This is a genomic window from Lysinibacillus sp. COL-1, from assembly GCF_059814265.1.
On the sequence record NZ_JCAWSJ010000004.1, the window covers coordinates 2,365,457 to 2,384,260 of the forward strand.

Genomic DNA, 18,804 nt, shown 5'->3' on the forward strand with positions numbered 1-18,804 from the left:
GGCTGCTAAATGTTTTGTACTTTATATTGAATTGTTAGAATGCCATGCTTTACACCAGGGCTATTATCGTCAATAACACGAGACTCTCGTCTTGTGACACTTAATACTCTTGCGCCTGGTATTGAGTAATTTCGAGCCATTAGAGCCTGCTGGCAGGCTGATAGCATTTCGTACGTTTTACGCTTGCCACTATAGTCGTCGTTATCCTTCCACCAAGTATGAATCGTAAATGTGATCGTTTCGATATTGCTTGTTTTGGTGTCAAAAGGACTTGTGTAAGGCTCTGAGATTGTCACGTATGGATACGGTGTATTCTCATCGACTGCATCATATACACCAAGATCATCTTCATCTTTTCGTGTAATGGATGTTAGTGCTTCACATGCAATTAACTTTTGATAAATTACCCTCTGCAATTCAAAGAGAGGCAAGGCATAGTAATTACTCATAAGCCTAATCGCCTCATTTCTCTTTCGAAGTATTCTCGACCAGCATCTACAGCAGGCCCCCAAAATGGTTGAGCTCGCATACCTTCGGTGGTTACATATCTACCTAGTTTTGTGCTGAAATACGTCCATGGTGTTCTACGGCCATTTCCATTCTCAGCATAAATACCTGTGCCGTGCTCCACATAAATAGCATAATGAACCCCTACTGAAACGACCGCATTGTATTTACCTAGCATCTTCATTTCAATAGAGTCTCGTAAACTACCATCATCAGCTGGTGCAAGAGCCTTAGCCTGTGCTTGAATAAGCCTCGCTGTCTCGTATACGATGTCTGACACTTTATCGAGTAAACCCTCTTCAAACCTTTGTGCCGCCCTTAGTAATCGTCGTCCACTGAATGTAATCCTAGCCATTATTCAGTCACCAACTTTAACGCCACACGCATGATTTCATGTTGACCACCTTGATCTTCGGGACGACCAGCAAATGCATAAATTTCACCCTCATACCGTAATCGCATGCTCGATGTTAAATCGGTTCTGTAGGGATAGTACATGTATCTTTGCAATGGATTGCCGAGTTGTTGAGCGTAATATTGCTCTTTGCTAGATGGCGTATCCACAAATGCAGCGAAGTCATCAACTGGATGCCAATCCGTTTTAAAGCCCCCAGCACCATCAGATATACGCTTTTTCTCAACCACTTCAACTGTGTGAGGAAATTCATCGAACGGGCTGAAATACATGAAATTTCGCCTTTCTGCATGCATCATAAGGCTTTAGTAAATCAGTTAAAGCACTAGGTAATGTCCCGAAGTCGAAAGTATAAGAAACGCTTCCCATTGATCTCCCTTTTAAAGCACCGTTCCCAGTGAAAAAGTTAGTGGCTTTTGCTAGGAAAATCTTTAAAGCACTTGGTAAAGTGGTAGGCGTAAACTTTTGGCACAGTTGATCGTTAAGCATATCGAGCACTAATGGCAACATGACTTTGTAAAATTCATCATTTGTTGAAGATTTGTCTCCGCAAATAACCTTGTAATACTTAATTTCTTCATCTGTAGGTGTCCAAGTCATCACGATCACCTACTCTGTATCTTCTGATTGAGTAGTTTGTTTTGTTTGACGTTTCAGCTTGGCTTCTTCCTTTACCTCTTCACTTACTTCCTGTTTTGCTTCTTCAAAGCTTGCTACAAGCTCCTTCGTCTGTAGTTCTTCGAATAAATCATCAGAAACATTTTCAGCAACTTCCCCAACCTTTAAATGTTTACCATTTACCTTTGCGTTTTTGGCTAATGTGACGTTGTAAGGCATAATATTTCCCTCCTTAAAATAAAAAGAGATAGCTCTCTGCTATCCCTTAAATAGTTGCTACTTTTGCGATAAATACTTTATCTGCTTGTTCGAATGATGGTAATGCGATTTGAGAAACGATTGTTTGTACGTTTACTGGATGTACAATCTTGTTCGTTGTTACTGCTACACCAGTATTGACAATTGAAACATCGGCATCTGTAACGCCAGTCATTAGATCGCTTTCCTCTGGTGTTGTACCGTACATTGTCTTACCAAGCGCACCAGGAGGTAGTAATGTTACAACGCCATCTGGGAAGTAAGACTTTGTAATGCCGTGCTCGTCTACAAACATATCATCGTAAATAGCAAACTGCATATTTGTTTTACGAGACAAATAGTTCAATACATCTTCATCAGTTAAGATGATGTTTTGCGCCCCTAGTGGGTTCATGTCCTTTTTAATAGAATCATGATTTGCAATTAATGCAAACGTAGCACTTGTTAAGATAGCACGTGTTGGCTCTGTACCAGTACGCTTACGAACAGCCTTCTTCCAAGTTAAAATATCTTGAACCGGTGTAGATGTCGCTTGATCCCATGTATCAGTACCAGTTGATGTTTCGAATTGATCTGCTGCCAGTTTGTAATCATACGTATGATATGCACCTTCTGATGCAATTTGGATTTTACCCTCTGATAATAATTGCATACGCATACGTTCTGTTGTCGCTTCTGCACCATCTACAAGTGTTTTCATATCATCAAAAACAAATTTAATGACTGCATCAGCCATTTTCGTTTGTCCACCTTGTAATAGTGTGTTGATTTGCTGACGTTCTTTTTCTTTAACTATCATTCTTTCACGGAAGAATGGCATTTCAGTTTGAATAGCAGAAACACCAATGCGATCACGAACAGGTGCTTGTGCATCAAATGCAGATGACTTTAAAGCTACTGGTAATCCAGCGCGTCCTTTTAGATACGATAAATCTAGTCCTAATTGTTTGTCAGCTGGGAATAAAGCTGCACCTAACGCTGGCTTCTTGTTTAAGTTTGTTGTAACGATAAAATCGGCAATATTACCAGCTGTCACTAAATCATAAATTGTTGGCATACTTTTTCACTCTCCTAATCTTATTTCATGAATGTAATTTGTTTTAATGCACCAATTGCCTCAGCAGATGGCTGTACTGGAAGTTTTGCTAAATCAACAAAACCATGAATCACGACTGCCCCAACTGCCGGTCCATAGGTAACGTCAACATCATATCGACTTACACCCTCTGCTGTGGCATCGTTAGCAGCATTCGCTTTTACTGAACGATCAGCAAGCATGCCTCCACCAACAATCGTTCCAGCAGGAACAATCTTCTTACCATCAGCATTCGCTGTAATTCCTGTATCATCAAATGTTGCTGTCATCGAGACATGATGATCAGGGTACTTCAAAATCTCTTTACCATTCGCGTAATCTGTAACTACAAATTTCCCCATTATCATTCACTCCTGTTATTTGAAATAATGTCCTTGTGCTTCCTCTGCTTGCTGCGTTACTTCAGTACCTTGAGCTAACTTTGAACCATAAGAAGGTTCATTTCCTCCTGTATGACTGCCACCACCAGGATTGCGAGCAGAACCTTTCATACGCTCTTCCACACTTGCTTGGACAAATGCATCAAAATCCGTTTTAAACTCGTCTAAAAACGTATTTGTAGCCGTTTCATCAGATGCTAAAAATTTGTCAGCGTACTTAGTAGCAAATTTCGCATCATAACCTTTTTCAGTCATGTATTTGATTGCACTTTCACGCAATGCAGCTCGCTGTTCTTTCTGTTCGTTTTGCTGTAGTTTTTCTTCAAGTTCACGAATACGCTTTTGTTCTTGTGTTTCTTGAGGATTTCGTTTCGATACTTCCTCTTCGATTAATCCTTGTAGGTGGTTAGATTTCCATGTTTCTAATGCTGTATTGTGGTGTTTATCCTTCTCGGAATCTAACTCACTTTTAACTGTTGTGTTCGCTGTTGCTGCTGTTAATACGTCACCTTTCTCCAACGATTTGAAAATATGCTGAACAAAAGCCGACTTGTCACCAGCCTCAACGAGTGTTTTTAATTCATCAAAATTGACTTGCATGTGTTTTCCTCCTGTCCTTCGCACGCTTACGCCCGCGAAACACTTAGTCATTTGTTCTTTATAGCGTCTACAAATGCTGAAAAAGACATAATAAAAAGCCGTATCTCTACGACTATCCTTCACCACCGAATTTTTTCTTCCACTCTTCATAACTCACGAACGGAACCGCAAAACTTGGTGGCTTTACCTGTTTGTACGCTTTGTTGAAAGCCTGTTTGTAAGTAAGCCCTAAATCAGACATATAAGCATCAATACGAGCAGCCAGTGTCTTTTGGTAGGTATCGTCCATGTAGTCTCTGCCTCGTCGGTATTCAGGTAACTTACCATTCACCATGTAAATCGTGTGGCATCGGCACTGTATATCCATCGATGCAATACCCCAAAGCCTTGGAGCTTTTGATTTCCACTTACCATAATGGTAGTAACCATCTTTATCAGCTTTTTGACCATCTAGTTTTCTATGAGACTTTCTGACTCTAGTATCAAGAGACGACATCCATACCTTAGTTAGCCGTGCTGATTTACTCGCCTGTTCCTCTATGGTTAAATCAACCTGTGATCTAACTCGGCCACCCTCTGTACGAGCAACAAGAATGGCTTTTTTTCTTGTCCATCCCATAGCGTTTTCAATCCTGATAGCCATGTCAGTGTAGCTTTCTCCAGCTTGTAGGCTCTGTGCTATCTCAATGTTTAAACGTCGGATAATGTCGTCTCTGTGAGCTTCAAATATCTTAGGTAACGTCAAAAACTCAACTGGATTAGCAAGCGCTGCCTGAATTACTTCAACAGATGGTATTTTAAAGCCCATTTCCTCGCCTGTAGACTGCTGTAAGAGGTAAGCCATCAATAAGTATCTCTCGATGTAAAGACGCTCCTGTGACGCTTGAATAAGCTTAATTATTTGCTTGTAATCAGCATTTAATTGTTGAGCAATCAACTTCATTTCTTGGTTAAAACGATTGTACTTATTAACGTCAGTCCAAGTAGCTTGACCGTTCTTTCCAAACTTCTTATGCATCTCTAGCATTTGAGTGAGTATCGTCTTTAATCGTCGTGCAAAAACAACCTCAATGTCTCTCTCGGCTTTAGCTTCTAAATCATCTAAGATACGATTGATTTCCTGTTGATTCACAAGTTATCATCTTCTTTCGGATCATCATCGTCATCCTCATTAAGAGAATCAAGATCATTACCATATATTTTTAGATCTTCCTGCATTGCCTCTCGCTCAGCAGCTACATCATCTACAAATGGCAATAACGATAAGCGAGTATCCTCACTTACAAAACCTTTTAATGCCTGTGATGTTTGAGCAGCTTCAAGAAGGTTCTTAGGAAGATTTCTCTTAAACTCAAACCATACCTTTAGGTAATCCTCTGGGTGGCAATAACCTAGTCTAGCCCATCCACTACACAGTACTTTGAATTGATACTGTAGCATTGTACGATTCTTTTGCTCCGCTGTACCCGCCTTATGCTCTAATGCCATTGTTTTCATCAGAATGGCGATGCCTGATAGATTAGAAGCAAACTCCTCGCTTGTGAAATCTACGCTCTTACCAATACGCATAATGTTCTTTTCAAGTCGTTCTAGTAAGTGTTCAATCATGCTATCATTAACGTTCTTGGTTAGGAACGAAACCTTCGCATCAGGACCCCAAATTTCCAAAGCACCTGACTTCTGCATCTGTTGAATTTCCTCTGGTTGTAATCCAATGTTGTGGAGGATTAACAACGCCAAACGCATCGATTCAACCTCACTACTAGCATCTGATAATGCTCGGTCATACGCATCAATTAGGTTCATGATACGCATAGCAGCACCTTGCATTTCATCATTGTTCTCCATGCCAAACAACGGATTGTACATAAAACCATGCTCTTGATAGCCAGTTAGTTCAAACGTGCCGTTAAGGTTATCAAAGTACCAGATAGTATCAGCATCGTAGAATTCTACCTTAGTGACGTTTTGCTTGTTAGCTTGTTGATCTAAAACGAATGTGTCATAGTAACGCATGCTGTATTTAGGTTCAGCTATCGTTTCTTCGAATAAAAAAATAACCTCGTCCGTATCAACATTCATAATACGTAGGACCGGTTTATTATTCTCTAAGGCCACATAAGCTAAACGAGCGCCATAGCCAGCTATATCGGTTTGTTTCCCTAATGATGCATCTTTATCAGCAACAGCATTTCTAACCCTAAAGTTGTCTATTTCTGTTGCTAAGGGCTGTAAGTTCGGTTCATCACGTACACCTTCGACAGTGTAGTTAACAGGAATGCCATACATATAACCCACTTTGGTATCTATAATGTCGGCATCAAAGGCAGTATTTACCTTGTTGTTAACGAGTGCATCTAACCTACGAACCTTGTCATTTTCCAAATCGAGAGGAACAGGGTCTCTCGTTAGAATTGGCACACCATCTGTGCTAACCTCATAACGTTTCTGCAGCAAATGCACATCCTGTTTAATTGACTTATGATCAGCAATTAATTTAGGTATAAGCGTTTCATTAAAGCCAAACCGATCAATGTACTCGATGTATGGTTGAAACACTTGCATGCGTTTAGCAATGGTTTCTTTTCGATTTAGTTGATTAACATTCATTCAATCACCTTCTTTCAATTCCAAATACGTAATCGGCCATGCATCATTGCTGTGTAAATCGCATACCGAATGGCATCCAAAACATCATCCATTTCTTTGAATGGCTCACCTGTTTTATCATTCCACGCATATTTGTATATCTCTTCTCTAAAGCGTGGGCATTCTTCATAAACAACATAAAAACGATTGCCTTTGATTAATGTCGCCACAGCCTCTATTCCACTCAGAACAGCTTTATCAGCATTTAGAGTTTTGATTCTCTCTCGGTTGAAGCGTTCTACATACTCTTGTCGTGCGCTATCTGCGTAGAAAATGATATTACCGTATCTTTCTTGTACACCTTTAGCTACTTTCACCCAATAATCAATTTCTTTTAACTGTTCAGCGTGTTCTTCGACAAGGTATACATTCCCTTTTTCATCTTCACCAAGGACAATAATAGAGCCATAGTGTTTATAACCCCAGTCAACTCCAGCCCAGTAACGTACCATTCTAATCTTCTTTAATTCTTCTCTCGAGATAGAATGGATATCTTTGTTGAAGTCAGCGTATACAGCTCCCTCTCCAGTTACCCAAAGCCCTTTGATGTTTCGGTCATAAAGCATGCCACTAGGAGTAGTGTTCTTGATGTTGGTACGATATCTCTCATTTAAGAAGGTGTTGTCGTCCAATTCAAAGTTGTATGAAATGATACTTGAATCATTGTTATTAATGTAATCCTTCAACAACCAATGTTCTGGATTATCTGGGTTGGTATCTGTTAATACCCGAGCACCTGGTCCAGAGCAACGTGATTTGATTTCATCAAACACAATTGGATTAGCTAGAGATGCTTCATTGATATAAGCACCAAACGCAGTCATTCCTCGGATTTTATCTAAATGTCCGATTGTTGAGTGCCCACAAGTAACTACATAAACACCAAATAAAACGAAGTTACCCCATTTATCAAAATTGAATTGTATTCCGTATTTATTCGTTAATTCATTAAGTATGTTTTGTGTAATAGTTCCTAATGTCGCACCAGACAAAATATACTGCGGCATATCAACATTGAATTTATCAGCTATCTGCCTTACGTGAAGAAGTTCTTGTAAAAACAAATCATTATTTAAAATAGTTTTTCCTGAACGTTTAGCTCCATGATTAATTAACATGAACCAATCATCATTTACACATCGCCTATAAATCTCTTGTTGTTTTGGCGTATAGATTGCATCTAAGTTGGAATTACTCATTCTTAAACGCCCCTTGCAACGCCTCAAAATAACCTTTCAACTTATCTTCAGTTGAAGTATTAGGAGTATTTTGTGAAGCAATCTTCTTAACTTCTTCCTTGGTTTTATCAATGTTCAATTTAGCTTGTTCATCCTGCAACTGCTTACGTTCATTTTCATTAAGTAAATCCGTATACTTCGCAAGGAACGCAAGTGCTGCCATCTTATCAGCGAGTTTAACCTTGAACATGCCGTCTTTACCCTTTGATAGTTCGGTAATGAGTGTTCCATCAATTTCTTCTGAATGATGCATCGAGAATTTCGTGTACGTGTATGGTACTACTTCTGTTTTCTCGGACTTCTTTGAACCATCAGGATTATATTCAACGGATGTTTCTGTCGCTTCTGACTCGACTTGAGTAAAGTCTATAAAGTCGGTAATGTCAGCAAAAGCAATAGCCTTGTACTTCTCAAGCACATCGAATTTATCTAAGTCTAAACTTTCGAGTCTTTGCCTTTTCAGTTCAGCAACAATTTCTTTCACCTTAGCCTTACTTAGCAACCTACTACCGTTAGCCATAGCTGTTTGATAGCTGCACTCATACACCTTTTTATATGCACTAGTAGCATTCAATGAACGGACGTAATACATACAAAAAAGCCGTTGCTTATCAGTTAGTCCGTCATCACCTTCTAATTCCGAGGTAGTAACTTCTTCTGATTCAACGACTTTTTTTTCTTTGGCTGCATCCTCTTTTATGGTTGCAACCTTCTTAGTTTTGGTTGCATCCTTTTCAGTTGCATCCCTAGACCATTTTTCACGGCTCTTACGGCTCTTTAAAGTCCCAAGCTTTATCCCATGCTTTTCAGCAAGATCAGCTAAAGTAATCTTTGTGGTTTCCCACTCATGTTTAATTTCATCCCAATTAGCCATATCTCATAAACACCACCTCCAGAATCATGTCTGGTTCACGATGAACCTGACCTATATGTATTTCACTCTCAAAAGTAAGTATCAAGGAATCAAAGGGGAGGAAAACTCTGCTCGATACTCACTTTTCAGGGCAAAAGAAAAGCCACTCATATCGAATGGCTCAAGCAAACACTACATTTTCGTACATTCTCTTGGTCTTTAACAGATATTCTCTTGTCTTACTGTGTTTAGTGTATTTAAGAGCTGAACAAATATCGTCATAACGTTTCTGGATGATTGATAAATCACATGTAGTTTTTATCTGAGTATATAAACCTTGTTTTTCAAGCCATTTAATATGCTCAATGTTTTTTGTCTTTAAGTTTGTTTTCGGTCTTCCTAATAAAGCTGTTTTTACTTTGATAAACCATTCTTTTATTGCTTTAATCAACAATTCGAACATTGTTCATCCCTCCAAACTGAGTATTTTGCTCTCAAAACCACAGGATAACCCTGAAACATGGCGTTACCAGATGGAATAAGTTTTAACCACATGCCCTTACCATTCCAACCCTTTCGAGCTACTTTCTTACCCGATTTTAAAGCTTCAATCGCTTGTCCAAAATTCATTCTAATTCCTCCTTTCTACATAAGAAAAAGCCTCCATCCGAAGATGAAAGCTTAAATATTGTGGTAACCCTAATGTCGAGTGCTCACTTTTGACATCGTGGCAGAGCGTACCACGTTATTTCGTAATTGTGTTTTAGATTTATAGTGCATTTCCGTGCACTTTGAACCTGTAGTAAGTTTGTTTTAGTAAGTTTGACTGAATTCTATGGAAAGTGGACGAAGTTCACATATAAACCACTCCTTCAGTTTTATTAGCCTTTTATATTAATTAAGATACCTAATCTCTTAAAAAATATGGGCCGGCCGTGTATGTCATGCTCCGAACAAGTTTGCTCAGCGCGGGTCGGTCGTCGGTCTGTCTTTCCCTAATATTTAGGTTTTTATAAATACCAAGGGAAGAAACATTTACCTGTCCGACCTCCCCTCCATTTTACATCTTCTATTTTCATTTCACCTAATGTTGAAAGTATGGCAACTTTGGAAAGTATGGCAACTCTGTTGTTTTTATTCGTTGAAATACTATCCACCCTCAATGTAGTTTACGGACCACTCTTTCCATGATTGCTCTAAAAACTCCTCTAAATCCTTGTCATGTTTAGAGTCATAAGCTAATTCTTCAAGTGTAAATTCCTCTTCATGTGTGGCGCCTGCAAAACCAATGCTCAAAGTAAATTTCACTATTTTGTTGGTATCCGTTTCGTTTCACCTCATCATTTGATTAACAATGTTTTCTTTAATATTTCGTACATGTGTATGGCTTAATCCCATATTTATTGCTATCCAACGTTGTGATTTGCCGTCTAGCATCCAGTTCAACACTTGAACCTCTCTATCACCAGTAACATTATCAAGAAGCTTCTGAACCTCTAAAAGCTTTTTCTCGTACTCTGCAACACGCTTAATGTTTTTCGAACGTCTAACAGCCTCCTGCATAATTGGATCACCTACACCGCCTGCTGCCTTTGGTAGTGTAGCCTCAATTCCATACTGTGCCGTTTTTGCCCCTATAACCATTTCTGACCGCATTTCTTTGATGGCGTTAACCATCCAGTGGTAGTCTGTAATCATTGAATCTAAAGCATCTGGTGTAATCGTTAGTGTTCTTTCTTTTAACATAGGTTTGCCCTCCTAAGTTGTGTTATAATTACTTATCTGACTAGCCTAGATGGGCATAAACCAATTCGAGCTGTAGCGTCTGATCACGCTGCGGCTTTTAATCCTTGAAAGGACGTTTTCTAATGCAAAATACAAAAAGTTTTATTGTATACCCAAGAACAAAAATTGATGTAGCTGATCCACGGGTACAAATAATCAATGCTCCAATTAAAGAGAAACTTAAATCATTTATAACAGGTTACTTGCAAGATTATGGTGAACTACCAACTCCACAATATCTCCGAGAAATATTTAGCATCTCTGAACTGGATGCGGAAATGGCAATTCACTTGTTTAGCAACTCTAAATGAGTTGTCTTTTTTATGCGCACAATCCTCAAAATGTTCAGTAACTAAATCGACCGTCGAAGAACTCTCTAGCTGGTCTTGTGTGACGGATTTTTACATAATCGTGTTTCGTTTCATTGTTAAATGGATGATAGTTTACAGCATATTCAGCTTTACTGTTATGACTTAAAATACTGAAATGCGTAATGCGGTAATACTCACCATCTTTCTTTAAAATTACTAATCTTCCTGAATAAATATCGTTATACTCATCTAGTTTTGCATTCAATTCTTCAAAAGATAGTCGTTTCTCAATCGCCCAAATCTTAGTCTTTACCGTCATTTTCATCATTCCTTCTCTTTAATTTTTTTAAATTGTTCGGCTACTTCTCAGACCACATATCATGTAATTTGCTAAATTCACTTTCCAATTCGGATAATTGAACGCCAATCGTGCGGTCCTTTTCATCAACTTCACTTACTTGCATCTGAATATTCTGTAGTTTTGAAATAGCTGTTAAAAATAAATCTCCAGCTGTTTTTAAATCATTTCGAGATTCTTTAATTTCCTTTACCATTTCATCAATTACAACGGACGGTTCTGCATACATACCTGTTGCCATAACTTCATCAACGCTGTATAACTCTTCACGAATACTTGCTAATCGAGCTGTTAACCGACGTTCTGTCATTCTTTCACTCTCCTGTACAATATTTTTCAACTAACCACTTTCCTCTTACCTAACAGCCCTCCAGCCCTTGGCCTAATTCATCCTGCCATTGTCTTATATGGTCAATTGTTTCTTGCCAGCCATCTCGACATTCTTTAAAGTAAAGCATAGATTCAACAACTTTATCTTTATCACAATCGTCAGCGGTCATAGTATTTAGTTTATTGTCCAAACTATCAAAACCTCGTTGGCATTCATCACGCTTTTTATACGCCTCTTGCATAGCTAATTGTAAGATTATCTGACGTTCATTTATAATTTTGAAATCCAAATTTACCAACTCCCTTACTGCATATTTTCTTTCAAGATTGATTATGATAGGCTGCCATCCCAAAGCACTGCCATTTCTTCATGTTTTTCTAACTGCGTAAATACAAAGTTCATATCCATTAAACTTCCATCTTCATTTGTTCCACGTGCCATACGTACTGCTGCGTACACTTCTGAAACAGGTTTCGCTTCTTCTGTCAGCTCCTCTAGTTCAGATTCATCGCCAGCTACTTCATCAATATATACACGAGCAGCTCCCTCTTCATTTCTCGCTTTAATAAGCGCATAATAAGGCTCTGAAAACTCGAAATATTGTAAAGGAATACGTTCCCAAGAACGCCCGTTTTTGTTATCAATGCATTTTACACCGTACTTTTCCAATCGTTCGAAATTGCTTTCTTCATCATCATTTGGACTGTATACCAATTTGTTATCTTGCGTAAAAATATCTAATTGGTGATCCAATCCCCACATGATTGCGTCAAAATCATCTTCGATAGCAATTGTTTGATATTCTTCAAATAGTTGCCATGCTTTAAATTTGTATTCCATTTCTCCATCTCCTTTATTGAACAATTTCTTTCGATTCTTCACTTCTTCCACCTACGTAAATTACTAATATGTTCCAGTTCTTTCCCAATGCTACGTAGTTCTCTATAAACCTTGCATCCTCTGCATTTCTTGGTAGGATCATAGGCTCTCTTTTTCGGGCACCCTTTACACTTTAGAAAAGCTATGTGGTCCTGTTGATTGATTAGCCTGGCTCTACGTTGTTTGACTTCCTTGCGAACTGTATTCATTTCCATCACCCTGCTTTTGCCTCTTTACGTGCTTTCCTAGCCTTTTTAAGATCATCATGAGTTATCCAACCACCATCAATCTTTGAATACGTTAGAAGCTTTAATTCGTGAGGAAAACGGTATTCGAATAACTTCTTCCTCAATTCAAATTGCTGTGTAACCATTCCCTTAATATCAACCACTTCTGTATGTCCATCTGCATAATGAACTGTGAAATCTGCGTTATAACCAATCTCACGATATTTCTTACCGTTCTTTTCGAACTTCGGCAGTAATACGAATCTAGGCTGTAATTCAAAGGAGGTCACAATGCCTTGCGCTTGTAGATGTTTCAAATGATCGTAATATTTTGCTTCCATTGCTGAATCGAATGTATTTCCATCACGCACAACTTTCTTGTTGCCGTATTTCGCTTTGCTCATGTTTGCCTCCTGTTAGCACTCTTAAAAGTCTGCTGATAAAACAACCTAATGCCGTTCTATCAGCAGCGTGTATATTTAAGCTGTTTTACTTTCCATCACTTCATCGATTGTAATTTGGTTTTTATTGAACTCAATCTCTGATTGTTCAGTTTCATGCTTTTTCTTACATGTTGGCCCCATACCTACATCAATTGATTTTTGAGACTTTAGTTGGCGATTACAACGTTCACATAGTTTCATCAATACCCACTCTCCTGTCTAGCATGATTCACCTTATTTTTATCGTAGTAAGCTTCTTCGACTTGATCCCATTTGAAGCCTAGCAACTTACCTAACAGATAAAATTCCTCAAAAAGCTCCTCCCAAGAGTCGGTATTCTCCCACTGATCCACTTCAAGGATTCTAGAAGTAATCTCTAAAAATTTACGTGTAATATCTGATTCATCAGTTGTAATGTCATCCCAATCTAAAGTTGGATTAATGACTAATTCCAACCCAATACTCAAAATGAAATGCAAGCAGTCAACGTATTCTTCAAGGAGTGGGTTAGTTACTTTCTCGATTTCTTGTCCATCAGGTAGAACAAGGTATTCACCGGAGTATATTTCGGTCCTTGGCTTCTGGTCCTTACTCCACTTCTTAAACCCACGCCATTCGTTCGCGCATTCCCCTAACTCAACCTGTAACGCTAACAACTTCCAGTCAAGATTGTTCTGCCCTCGTAGCTCTGGATGTTCCTGAATGATGTGCTCGTCCAATGCTGCTTGTGTTTCAAATAGTTTTGTTAAGTTCATTGTTTTCTGCCCCTTTTCCGAATTTCATTAAGACTTGATATGGCTTTGGTTCATGATCGTAAAATTTAATATCGCTGATTGGATACCAATGGTTCCTTGCTTCTGCTTGGATTTGTTTATTGAGCCTATCTCTTGTTTTAGCTTCAAGGATTTTCTTTTTTGGTTGTTTCGTTATCATCAGTGATCACTCCTTACATCAGAATGGCAAATCTGATTCATCCACCTCTATTGGTGCCTTTGAATTCGCAAACGGATCTTCATTCCCCTGCATATAACTTGGCTGGTTGTTATTACCGCTATATTGCCCCTGTGAACTGCCTTGATACTGTCCACCTGTATTTGTACTAGATTCGTGGTTTGATGCGCCCTGCGAGCTCCCTGTGCTGTTTCTCGGCTCTAAGAATTGGATGCTGTCTGCTACAACGTCAGTAGTAAACACACGCTTTCCATCCTGCCCTTCATAGCTACCTGTTTGAATTCGCCCTTCCAAACCTATTAGACTAGCTTTCTTCATGAAGTTAGCTAGATTTTCAGCCTGTTTACGCCAAGCCACACAACTAATGAAGTCAGCTTGTTTTTCTTCACCCTCTTTGTTGAATGCACGATTTACTGCAACTGTGAAGCGACATGATGCGATTCCATTTGGCGTATAGCGCAATTCAGGATCTTTTGTAAGTCGGCCAACTAAAACGACTCGGTTGATCATGATGTTACCTCCAGTAGGTGACTGTCTTCGTAGATGTTGCCAATGATTTCATACGTAATTTCTGTGTATTTATCAGCAAAACCTTTTGGGTTTATAAGGTAAATACAATGTGTAACGCCATCGTCGGTATATTGTGCTTTATATCCACACTCTTCTAAATCAAAAACTACTGTACCGATTTCCTCATATACTTCGTCTATTCCATTTGTGAAACGGATTATATCCCCCTCAAAAATCTCTGTACCATGCTTGTCCTTTAAGCCTGTGTATTGCAGAAGAATTACATCTGAATGTTCATCAAAATGCATCCAGCCTGGTTCTCGTTCATAATCCACATTTTCAGGTTCTACCCATATACAATGAGCTGTATAATTTTCATCTGTTGTATCTGTATTACCTACAAGCACTTTATAAGACATGAAGTTGTATGTTTTATCCCATGCTCGAAACTTAATCTCTCTACTCATGCTGAAACCTCCCTCTTATCCCACACCTCAATTATTTTGAATCCCTCTCTTTTGAGTGATTTAAAATCAGGATGTGCAATTGGTATGCCGTTGCGTCGTCTCATGCAGCCATCGCCCCTTCCAACGTTCCGATATAGTAATCCGTGGCTTCTTCCCGGTCCTTTAATCCCTTTAAAGCGATTAATTGATCAAGACGTTTATAAGCCATTCTTTCGTTATGTTTACCACCAAACTCTTGATGTTGCCCTAGATAGAAAGTGATTTGATCAATCAGAAATTGTTCATTCAAGAAAAGTACTCCTCTCTAATTCTTTATTTTGAAACTGCTCGACCTTTGCGATGATATGGTGCCATTGCTGTATTTCTGTAGCATTTAAAATCCTCGTTAACTCACCATCCCTAATCATGATTTTGCTATTACTACGTGTGATGATTTTGTTTCCGTTGGACATCCAATTCACCATCCAATGCTTCGTGCGCTATTTTATAAGCAGATGTTTCCCAACCTTCCATATTTGGTGATTCGACTTCCATGACTTTTTCTAGTGCTTTACGTAGTCGTTCAATTTCTTTAACAGCATCAGATTTTTGTTTTGCAAGCTTACCGTTGTGGTCCATCCGTTTGAATAAATCTGTGGTTAATTGTTCATTAAATTTAGATATTTGCTCAATCGTTTTCTTGTCATTTCTTTTAGCAAGTTCGTAAAGTTCGCAACGATTCTGCAACCTCTCAACCTCGGCCACAAGTGCTGGCACATCTTCGCGAGCATTAGCTATAAATGCAGCATCTAATTCTTTATTATCAGTCCAAACATCTGCTACATCTTGTGTATGTTTCAGATAAACCGTACCGTCAGGACTGGAATACCATGGCCCCGGCGTAGCCTTCTCCACACGTTCTTTAATGGCATTCAATTGTTCTTGCTTCATCCTCATTCACCCCTTTAAATAGCCAATCTCTTTGGCATAGTCGATTATTTCTTGCTGAATTTCATCGCTGTGACCCCAATCACCACTGTATAAACCACCATAGCCATACGTGCCGTTACAAGGAATGCCAGTGCGAATAAAATTAGCAAATTCTGAAACTAATGCTCGTAATGTACCTCCGTGACTAAAACCTTGCCAGCTCCCATGTTTGACCATCGGTATTTCTGTTTGAGTGTAATCATCAACATAATAAACACGATTGTTTTTTATTTTCATGTAAGCTGTGAAATCTTTATTTTTATCTAATAGAGTTTCTTCTCGATAAAAGAATCTACGACCTCGTTCTGAAATGAAACGAATAAGACTATTCATGATATTTAAACGATGCTGTTTAGGTGTAATATCAAGCATCTTCAATACTTTGCGTTCAACCTTTGCATCACGCGTAAATTGCATTTCACTGTATCGTCGTGGATTTGGGTTTACTGGTTCATCATCTTGGCAACCTTCCCGATTCAATTGATGCTGAAAGCGATCTTCAGGACACCATTTCAATCCGCCCCACGATACCCAATCTTCTTCCGAAACTGTAACTCTTACTAAGTTCAATGATTTATCGTTCTTACTTAACCAAGCCCATTCATCGAATTGCATCTGCCACGGTTTATATGAATCTCCAAAAAGCATCGTAGTGTTTTCAAATTCTGCTTTAACTATCATCCCTTCACCCTCCATCAAGGGGCTGTTGCCCCTCTAAAATCCAATATTTTTAATACGTTTGTCCGTTGTTTCTGTAAAAATAATCGTTTCTAAATTCTTCATCATGCGGCTAATTAGCTTTGGATCATACATATTCATTAGCGCTTTACTTGATAGATTCGTAGTTACGATTGTTGATTTATCTTGTCTTCCATTAACAACAGCTCGTAATAATCTGCTGGTGAAATCCGTAGCCTGTTTGTTCGTATCGATGTTACCTGTTTCTGCTCCTAAATCGTCCAGTACCAAGTAGTCAACGTTCGTTAGTAAATCGGTGAAATACTGCTCAGTGAATGGAGAGTCCTTGTCGTTAAAACTAGATCTAATCTTTCTCAACATTTCATCGATGTCGATATACAAACATGATACATGCAAGCTATTGAGAGCCTTTAAGATGCTCATAGACAAGTGACTCTTCCCAACACCTGGCTTGCCGTTAAACCAAAGATTGAAACGGCGGCCTTGTTGGTAGCGTTCTAAATATTGCAATGCTTTTTGTTTATTTGTCTGTTCTTCGGCTGTCCGTGCAATATAGCTATCAAACGTGGCATCTAATAATGTTTTGTCCTGTATCAAACTTTTATTTGCGAGTGTATTAAACTTAACCTTTGCTTGCTGTTGCTGGAGTTCAGCTTTAAATTCAGCTTCGAATGCAGCATTTTCTTTCTCGCAAAAGCATCTAGGACAAGATTCTTTACCATTTACGATCATCAGTGGAATATCATGTTTCTCACATTTACTAGAAGCCCACATCAACCCCGAGTTCACTTTGTGTAGTACGCTGTCCTTTTGTAGTGTTGTGTTGATTGCCTGCAAGTTGCTGCGCCTCCTTTTTAGCTAATAGTTGGATAGATGTTACGCCTTCATGTTTCCAGTTGCGTAATGTTCCAGTAGCATATTTTTCTTTATTTGTAACTCGGCTATTTATAAGTGCTCGCTCAAACGCTTCGATAATAAGATCCACATCATGATAGGTTGCTAGGTAGTATTCAATGTCATCTCGTAACTTATCACTAGGAAACTTTTGCAGACGACTGACAAAAAACTCATATAGCTTTTGAGCATGCTTCGTGTCTGTAGTCAGTACTTGGTTATTATCAGTATTTGGTTTATTCAATACTTGGTTATTATCAGTACTTAGTAGTCTGCTGTTTTGTACATCTTCATTTTGTACATGTACGTTTTGTACATCTTCATTCTCTACATGTACAAAACCGCAAAGTAGAGAATCTTCTTTTTCTTGAGGAACTTCATGAACTATCGTTTCCCAACTTGCAATGCGTTGCCCTTCGCGTACAGGTTGACGTGTAATGTATCCATGATCTTGTAGTTCCTTAAATCCAGCCCTAAAAGCTCGCTCTCCATCAGTTGAGTGCGTCACTAGTTCATTCATGTGGAACACCCAATCATCCGGCATTGAAAGCATGTATGCCATTATGCCTTTAGCTTTCCAAGATAGCCGGTTATCGTTCAATGCCGTTCGATTCATCACTACATAGTTGCTGTTCTTAGCCACTCGGATGATGCCCATTTGCCCTCGCCCCTCCTAGCCTTTGTATGGTCGAATAATAACCTTGTCGAAATGCTCTAATTCGAAATCCCAGTCGTTAAATGGAGCAAGTAATTCGACTACTGAATCGGTAATTACAATCAATTGAGTTTCGCCTTCGTTTCCAACTTCCTGTACTCCAATACAACTTCGTAGACTGTGTATTAAAGCCTCATGCCTAATTTCATCCCTTTTCAACCTTTCGTATTCTTCAACTGGCATCGTTACTGTAATTTGTTTATCCATGCCTCGCCCCTCCTAGTACGTTTTCACTGACTCCCAACCATTCGCTTCACATGCTAGATTGAATTTATCTACTGGTATGTCGATGTTCACTGGCTCATAAGTTTTTAACCATTCCGTTACGTCATAACTGACCACAGCTTTGTCACCATACTTTTTTATCATCCCTCGCTTATGTGCCTCTGATAATAAACGCACCTCTTCGACATCTTCTGGACCTGGCTTTTGACGATCGTTACGAACAATGATGAAAGCATCTTGGATATCGTCCATCGTTATATCACCGTCTGGATCACTGAAATCTGCTACTTCAATATCTGCAGCTAGATAACGGCTTTCCTTTTCTTTGTGCTTTAACACAATGACTGGCACAGTAGAGATAATTTCATCCTCGCCACCGAAGATGTTTTGTTGAAATACTTGCATGGTTTGCCCTCCATATTTTCA

General features: G+C 39.0%; 33 protein-coding genes and 1 pseudogene. 1 reads left to right on the forward strand and 33 read right to left on the reverse strand.

Annotated elements, in window-relative coordinates:
* Window positions 1-5: 5 nt before the first annotated feature.
* The 16 genes and pseudogenes from AC6BKE_RS20025 to AC6BKE_RS20100 form a co-directional block, all read right to left on the reverse strand.
* Window positions 6-449 (reverse strand): DUF3168 domain-containing protein, encoded by a 444-nt coding sequence (locus AC6BKE_RS20025; RefSeq protein ID WP_499857802.1) that lies wholly within the window; start codon window positions 447-449, stop codon window positions 6-8.
* A complete protein-coding gene (locus tag AC6BKE_RS20030; protein ID WP_499857803.1) occupies window positions 446-862 on the reverse strand; it encodes an HK97-gp10 family putative phage morphogenesis protein in 417 nt (138 codons plus the stop codon). The genes AC6BKE_RS20025 and AC6BKE_RS20030 overlap by 4 nt, the downstream gene beginning before the upstream one ends.
* Window positions 862-1,194, reverse strand: coding sequence for a phage head closure protein (locus AC6BKE_RS20035; protein ID WP_499857804.1), 333 nt, complete (start codon window positions 1,192-1,194; stop codon window positions 862-864). The genes AC6BKE_RS20030 and AC6BKE_RS20035 overlap by 1 nt, the downstream gene beginning before the upstream one ends.
* Window positions 1,172-1,522 carry a head-tail connector protein gene (locus AC6BKE_RS20040; protein WP_446722288.1) on the reverse strand — a complete coding sequence of 117 codons (351 nt, stop codon included), beginning with the start codon at window positions 1,520-1,522 and terminating at the stop codon, window positions 1,172-1,174. The genes AC6BKE_RS20035 and AC6BKE_RS20040 overlap by 23 nt, the downstream gene beginning before the upstream one ends.
* Before the next feature lie 9 nt (window positions 1,523-1,531).
* A complete protein-coding gene (locus tag AC6BKE_RS20045; protein WP_499857805.1) occupies window positions 1,532-1,759 on the reverse strand; it encodes a hypothetical protein in 228 nt (75 codons plus the stop codon).
* 46 nt (window positions 1,760-1,805) lie between these two features.
* Window positions 1,806-2,855, reverse strand: coding sequence for a major capsid protein (locus AC6BKE_RS20050; protein ID WP_499857806.1), 1,050 nt, complete (start codon window positions 2,853-2,855; stop codon window positions 1,806-1,808).
* Between the two features lie 20 nt (window positions 2,856-2,875).
* The gene (locus tag AC6BKE_RS20055; RefSeq protein ID WP_499857807.1) at window positions 2,876-3,235 is read right to left on the reverse strand and encodes a hypothetical protein; all 360 of its coding nucleotides are present in this window, start codon (window positions 3,233-3,235) and stop codon (window positions 2,876-2,878) included.
* A 15-nt stretch (window positions 3,236-3,250) separates the two neighbouring features.
* The gene (locus AC6BKE_RS20060; protein WP_499857808.1) at window positions 3,251-3,874 is read right to left on the reverse strand and encodes a DUF4355 domain-containing protein; all 624 of its coding nucleotides are present in this window, start codon (window positions 3,872-3,874) and stop codon (window positions 3,251-3,253) included.
* A gap of 112 nt (window positions 3,875-3,986) precedes the next feature.
* Complete coding sequence (locus tag AC6BKE_RS20065; RefSeq protein WP_499857810.1) at window positions 3,987-5,006, reverse strand: phage head morphogenesis protein; 1,020 nt, start codon at window positions 5,004-5,006, stop codon at window positions 3,987-3,989.
* The gene (locus AC6BKE_RS20070) at window positions 5,003-6,484 is read right to left on the reverse strand and encodes a phage portal protein (RefSeq protein ID WP_499857812.1); all 1,482 of its coding nucleotides are present in this window, start codon (window positions 6,482-6,484) and stop codon (window positions 5,003-5,005) included. The genes AC6BKE_RS20065 and AC6BKE_RS20070 overlap by 4 nt, the downstream gene beginning before the upstream one ends.
* Window positions 6,485-6,498: 14 nt before the next feature.
* Window positions 6,499-7,722, reverse strand: coding sequence for a PBSX family phage terminase large subunit (locus AC6BKE_RS20075; protein WP_499857814.1), 1,224 nt, complete (start codon window positions 7,720-7,722; stop codon window positions 6,499-6,501).
* On the reverse strand, window positions 7,715-8,635 hold the full coding sequence (locus AC6BKE_RS20080) for a terminase small subunit (protein ID WP_499857815.1): 921 nt from the start codon (window positions 8,633-8,635) through the stop codon (window positions 7,715-7,717). The genes AC6BKE_RS20075 and AC6BKE_RS20080 overlap by 8 nt, the downstream gene beginning before the upstream one ends.
* A 160-nt stretch (window positions 8,636-8,795) precedes the next feature.
* Window positions 8,796-9,077: a hypothetical protein gene (locus tag AC6BKE_RS20085; RefSeq protein WP_499857816.1), complete on the reverse strand. Its 282-nt coding sequence runs from the start codon at window positions 9,075-9,077 to the stop codon at window positions 8,796-8,798.
* Between the two features lie 35 nt (window positions 9,078-9,112).
* Window positions 9,113-9,244: pseudogene (locus AC6BKE_RS20090) on the reverse strand (Thoeris anti-defense Tad2 family protein); the annotation flags it as partial.
* Between the two features lie 519 nt (window positions 9,245-9,763).
* On the reverse strand, window positions 9,764-9,922 hold the full coding sequence (locus AC6BKE_RS20095) for a DUF7167 family protein (protein ID WP_499857817.1): 159 nt from the start codon (window positions 9,920-9,922) through the stop codon (window positions 9,764-9,766).
* Window positions 9,923-9,946: 24 nt separating this feature from the next.
* A complete protein-coding gene (locus AC6BKE_RS20100) occupies window positions 9,947-10,360 on the reverse strand; it encodes a LuxR C-terminal-related transcriptional regulator (protein WP_499857819.1) in 414 nt (137 codons plus the stop codon).
* A gap of 122 nt (window positions 10,361-10,482) precedes the next feature.
* On the opposite strand from AC6BKE_RS20100, the gene AC6BKE_RS20105 reads away from it, so the two are divergent.
* Window positions 10,483-10,710 carry a hypothetical protein gene (locus tag AC6BKE_RS20105; protein WP_499857821.1) on the forward strand — a complete coding sequence of 76 codons (228 nt, stop codon included), beginning with the start codon at window positions 10,483-10,485 and terminating at the stop codon, window positions 10,708-10,710.
* 34 nt (window positions 10,711-10,744) lie between these two features.
* Here AC6BKE_RS20105 and AC6BKE_RS20110 read toward each other — a convergent pair whose 3' ends face one another.
* The 17 genes from AC6BKE_RS20110 to AC6BKE_RS20190 form a co-directional block, all read right to left on the reverse strand.
* Window positions 10,745-11,029 (reverse strand): hypothetical protein, encoded by a 285-nt coding sequence (locus tag AC6BKE_RS20110; protein WP_499857823.1) that lies wholly within the window; start codon window positions 11,027-11,029, stop codon window positions 10,745-10,747.
* Window positions 11,030-11,069: 40 nt separating this feature from the next.
* Window positions 11,070-11,378 (reverse strand): hypothetical protein, encoded by a 309-nt coding sequence (locus AC6BKE_RS20115; protein ID WP_499857825.1) that lies wholly within the window; start codon window positions 11,376-11,378, stop codon window positions 11,070-11,072.
* A 49-nt stretch (window positions 11,379-11,427) separates the two neighbouring features.
* Window positions 11,428-11,688: a hypothetical protein gene (locus tag AC6BKE_RS20120; RefSeq protein ID WP_499857826.1), complete on the reverse strand. Its 261-nt coding sequence runs from the start codon at window positions 11,686-11,688 to the stop codon at window positions 11,428-11,430.
* 41 nt (window positions 11,689-11,729) lie between these two features.
* Window positions 11,730-12,239 (reverse strand): YosH family protein, encoded by a 510-nt coding sequence (locus AC6BKE_RS20125; protein ID WP_499857827.1) that lies wholly within the window; start codon window positions 12,237-12,239, stop codon window positions 11,730-11,732.
* 253 nt (window positions 12,240-12,492) lie between these two features.
* Window positions 12,493-12,909: a DUF1064 domain-containing protein gene (locus tag AC6BKE_RS20130; protein WP_330493025.1), complete on the reverse strand. Its 417-nt coding sequence runs from the start codon at window positions 12,907-12,909 to the stop codon at window positions 12,493-12,495.
* Between the two features lie 75 nt (window positions 12,910-12,984).
* Window positions 12,985-13,149 (reverse strand): DUF6011 domain-containing protein, encoded by a 165-nt coding sequence (locus AC6BKE_RS20135; RefSeq protein ID WP_499858329.1) that lies wholly within the window; start codon window positions 13,147-13,149, stop codon window positions 12,985-12,987.
* Window positions 13,149-13,703, reverse strand: coding sequence for a dUTP diphosphatase (locus AC6BKE_RS20140; RefSeq protein ID WP_499857829.1), 555 nt, complete (start codon window positions 13,701-13,703; stop codon window positions 13,149-13,151). The genes AC6BKE_RS20135 and AC6BKE_RS20140 overlap by 1 nt, the downstream gene beginning before the upstream one ends.
* Window positions 13,681-13,881, reverse strand: a complete 201-nt coding sequence (locus AC6BKE_RS20145; protein ID WP_499857830.1) for a hypothetical protein — start codon at window positions 13,879-13,881, stop codon at window positions 13,681-13,683. The genes AC6BKE_RS20140 and AC6BKE_RS20145 overlap by 23 nt, the downstream gene beginning before the upstream one ends.
* Before the next feature lie 18 nt (window positions 13,882-13,899).
* Window positions 13,900-14,409, reverse strand: a complete 510-nt coding sequence (ssb, locus tag AC6BKE_RS20150; RefSeq protein WP_499857832.1) for a single-stranded DNA-binding protein — start codon at window positions 14,407-14,409, stop codon at window positions 13,900-13,902.
* On the reverse strand, window positions 14,406-14,876 hold the full coding sequence (locus AC6BKE_RS20155; protein WP_499857833.1) for a YopX family protein: 471 nt from the start codon (window positions 14,874-14,876) through the stop codon (window positions 14,406-14,408). Before AC6BKE_RS20155 ends, ssb begins: the two co-directional genes overlap by 4 nt.
* 100 nt (window positions 14,877-14,976) lie before the next feature.
* Window positions 14,977-15,165: a hypothetical protein gene (locus AC6BKE_RS20160; RefSeq protein ID WP_499857835.1), complete on the reverse strand. Its 189-nt coding sequence runs from the start codon at window positions 15,163-15,165 to the stop codon at window positions 14,977-14,979.
* A 131-nt stretch (window positions 15,166-15,296) separates the two neighbouring features.
* Entirely contained in the window at window positions 15,297-15,806 is a 510-nt protein-coding gene (locus AC6BKE_RS20165) for a hypothetical protein (protein ID WP_499857836.1), read from the reverse strand.
* A gap of 6 nt (window positions 15,807-15,812) precedes the next feature.
* On the reverse strand, window positions 15,813-16,526 hold the full coding sequence (locus tag AC6BKE_RS20170; protein WP_499857839.1) for a YoqU family phage-derived protein: 714 nt from the start codon (window positions 16,524-16,526) through the stop codon (window positions 15,813-15,815).
* A gap of 33 nt (window positions 16,527-16,559) precedes the next feature.
* Window positions 16,560-17,381 (reverse strand): ATP-binding protein, encoded by an 822-nt coding sequence (locus AC6BKE_RS20175; protein WP_340811275.1) that lies wholly within the window; start codon window positions 17,379-17,381, stop codon window positions 16,560-16,562.
* A complete protein-coding gene (locus tag AC6BKE_RS20180; RefSeq protein WP_340811277.1) occupies window positions 17,305-18,096 on the reverse strand; it encodes a DnaD domain protein in 792 nt (263 codons plus the stop codon). The genes AC6BKE_RS20175 and AC6BKE_RS20180 overlap by 77 nt, the downstream gene beginning before the upstream one ends.
* Before the next feature lie 15 nt (window positions 18,097-18,111).
* Window positions 18,112-18,360: a hypothetical protein gene (locus AC6BKE_RS20185; protein ID WP_340811278.1), complete on the reverse strand. Its 249-nt coding sequence runs from the start codon at window positions 18,358-18,360 to the stop codon at window positions 18,112-18,114.
* Window positions 18,361-18,372: 12 nt separating this feature from the next.
* Window positions 18,373-18,783 (reverse strand): hypothetical protein, encoded by a 411-nt coding sequence (locus tag AC6BKE_RS20190; protein ID WP_340811279.1) that lies wholly within the window; start codon window positions 18,781-18,783, stop codon window positions 18,373-18,375.
* Window positions 18,784-18,804 lie beyond the last annotated feature (21 nt).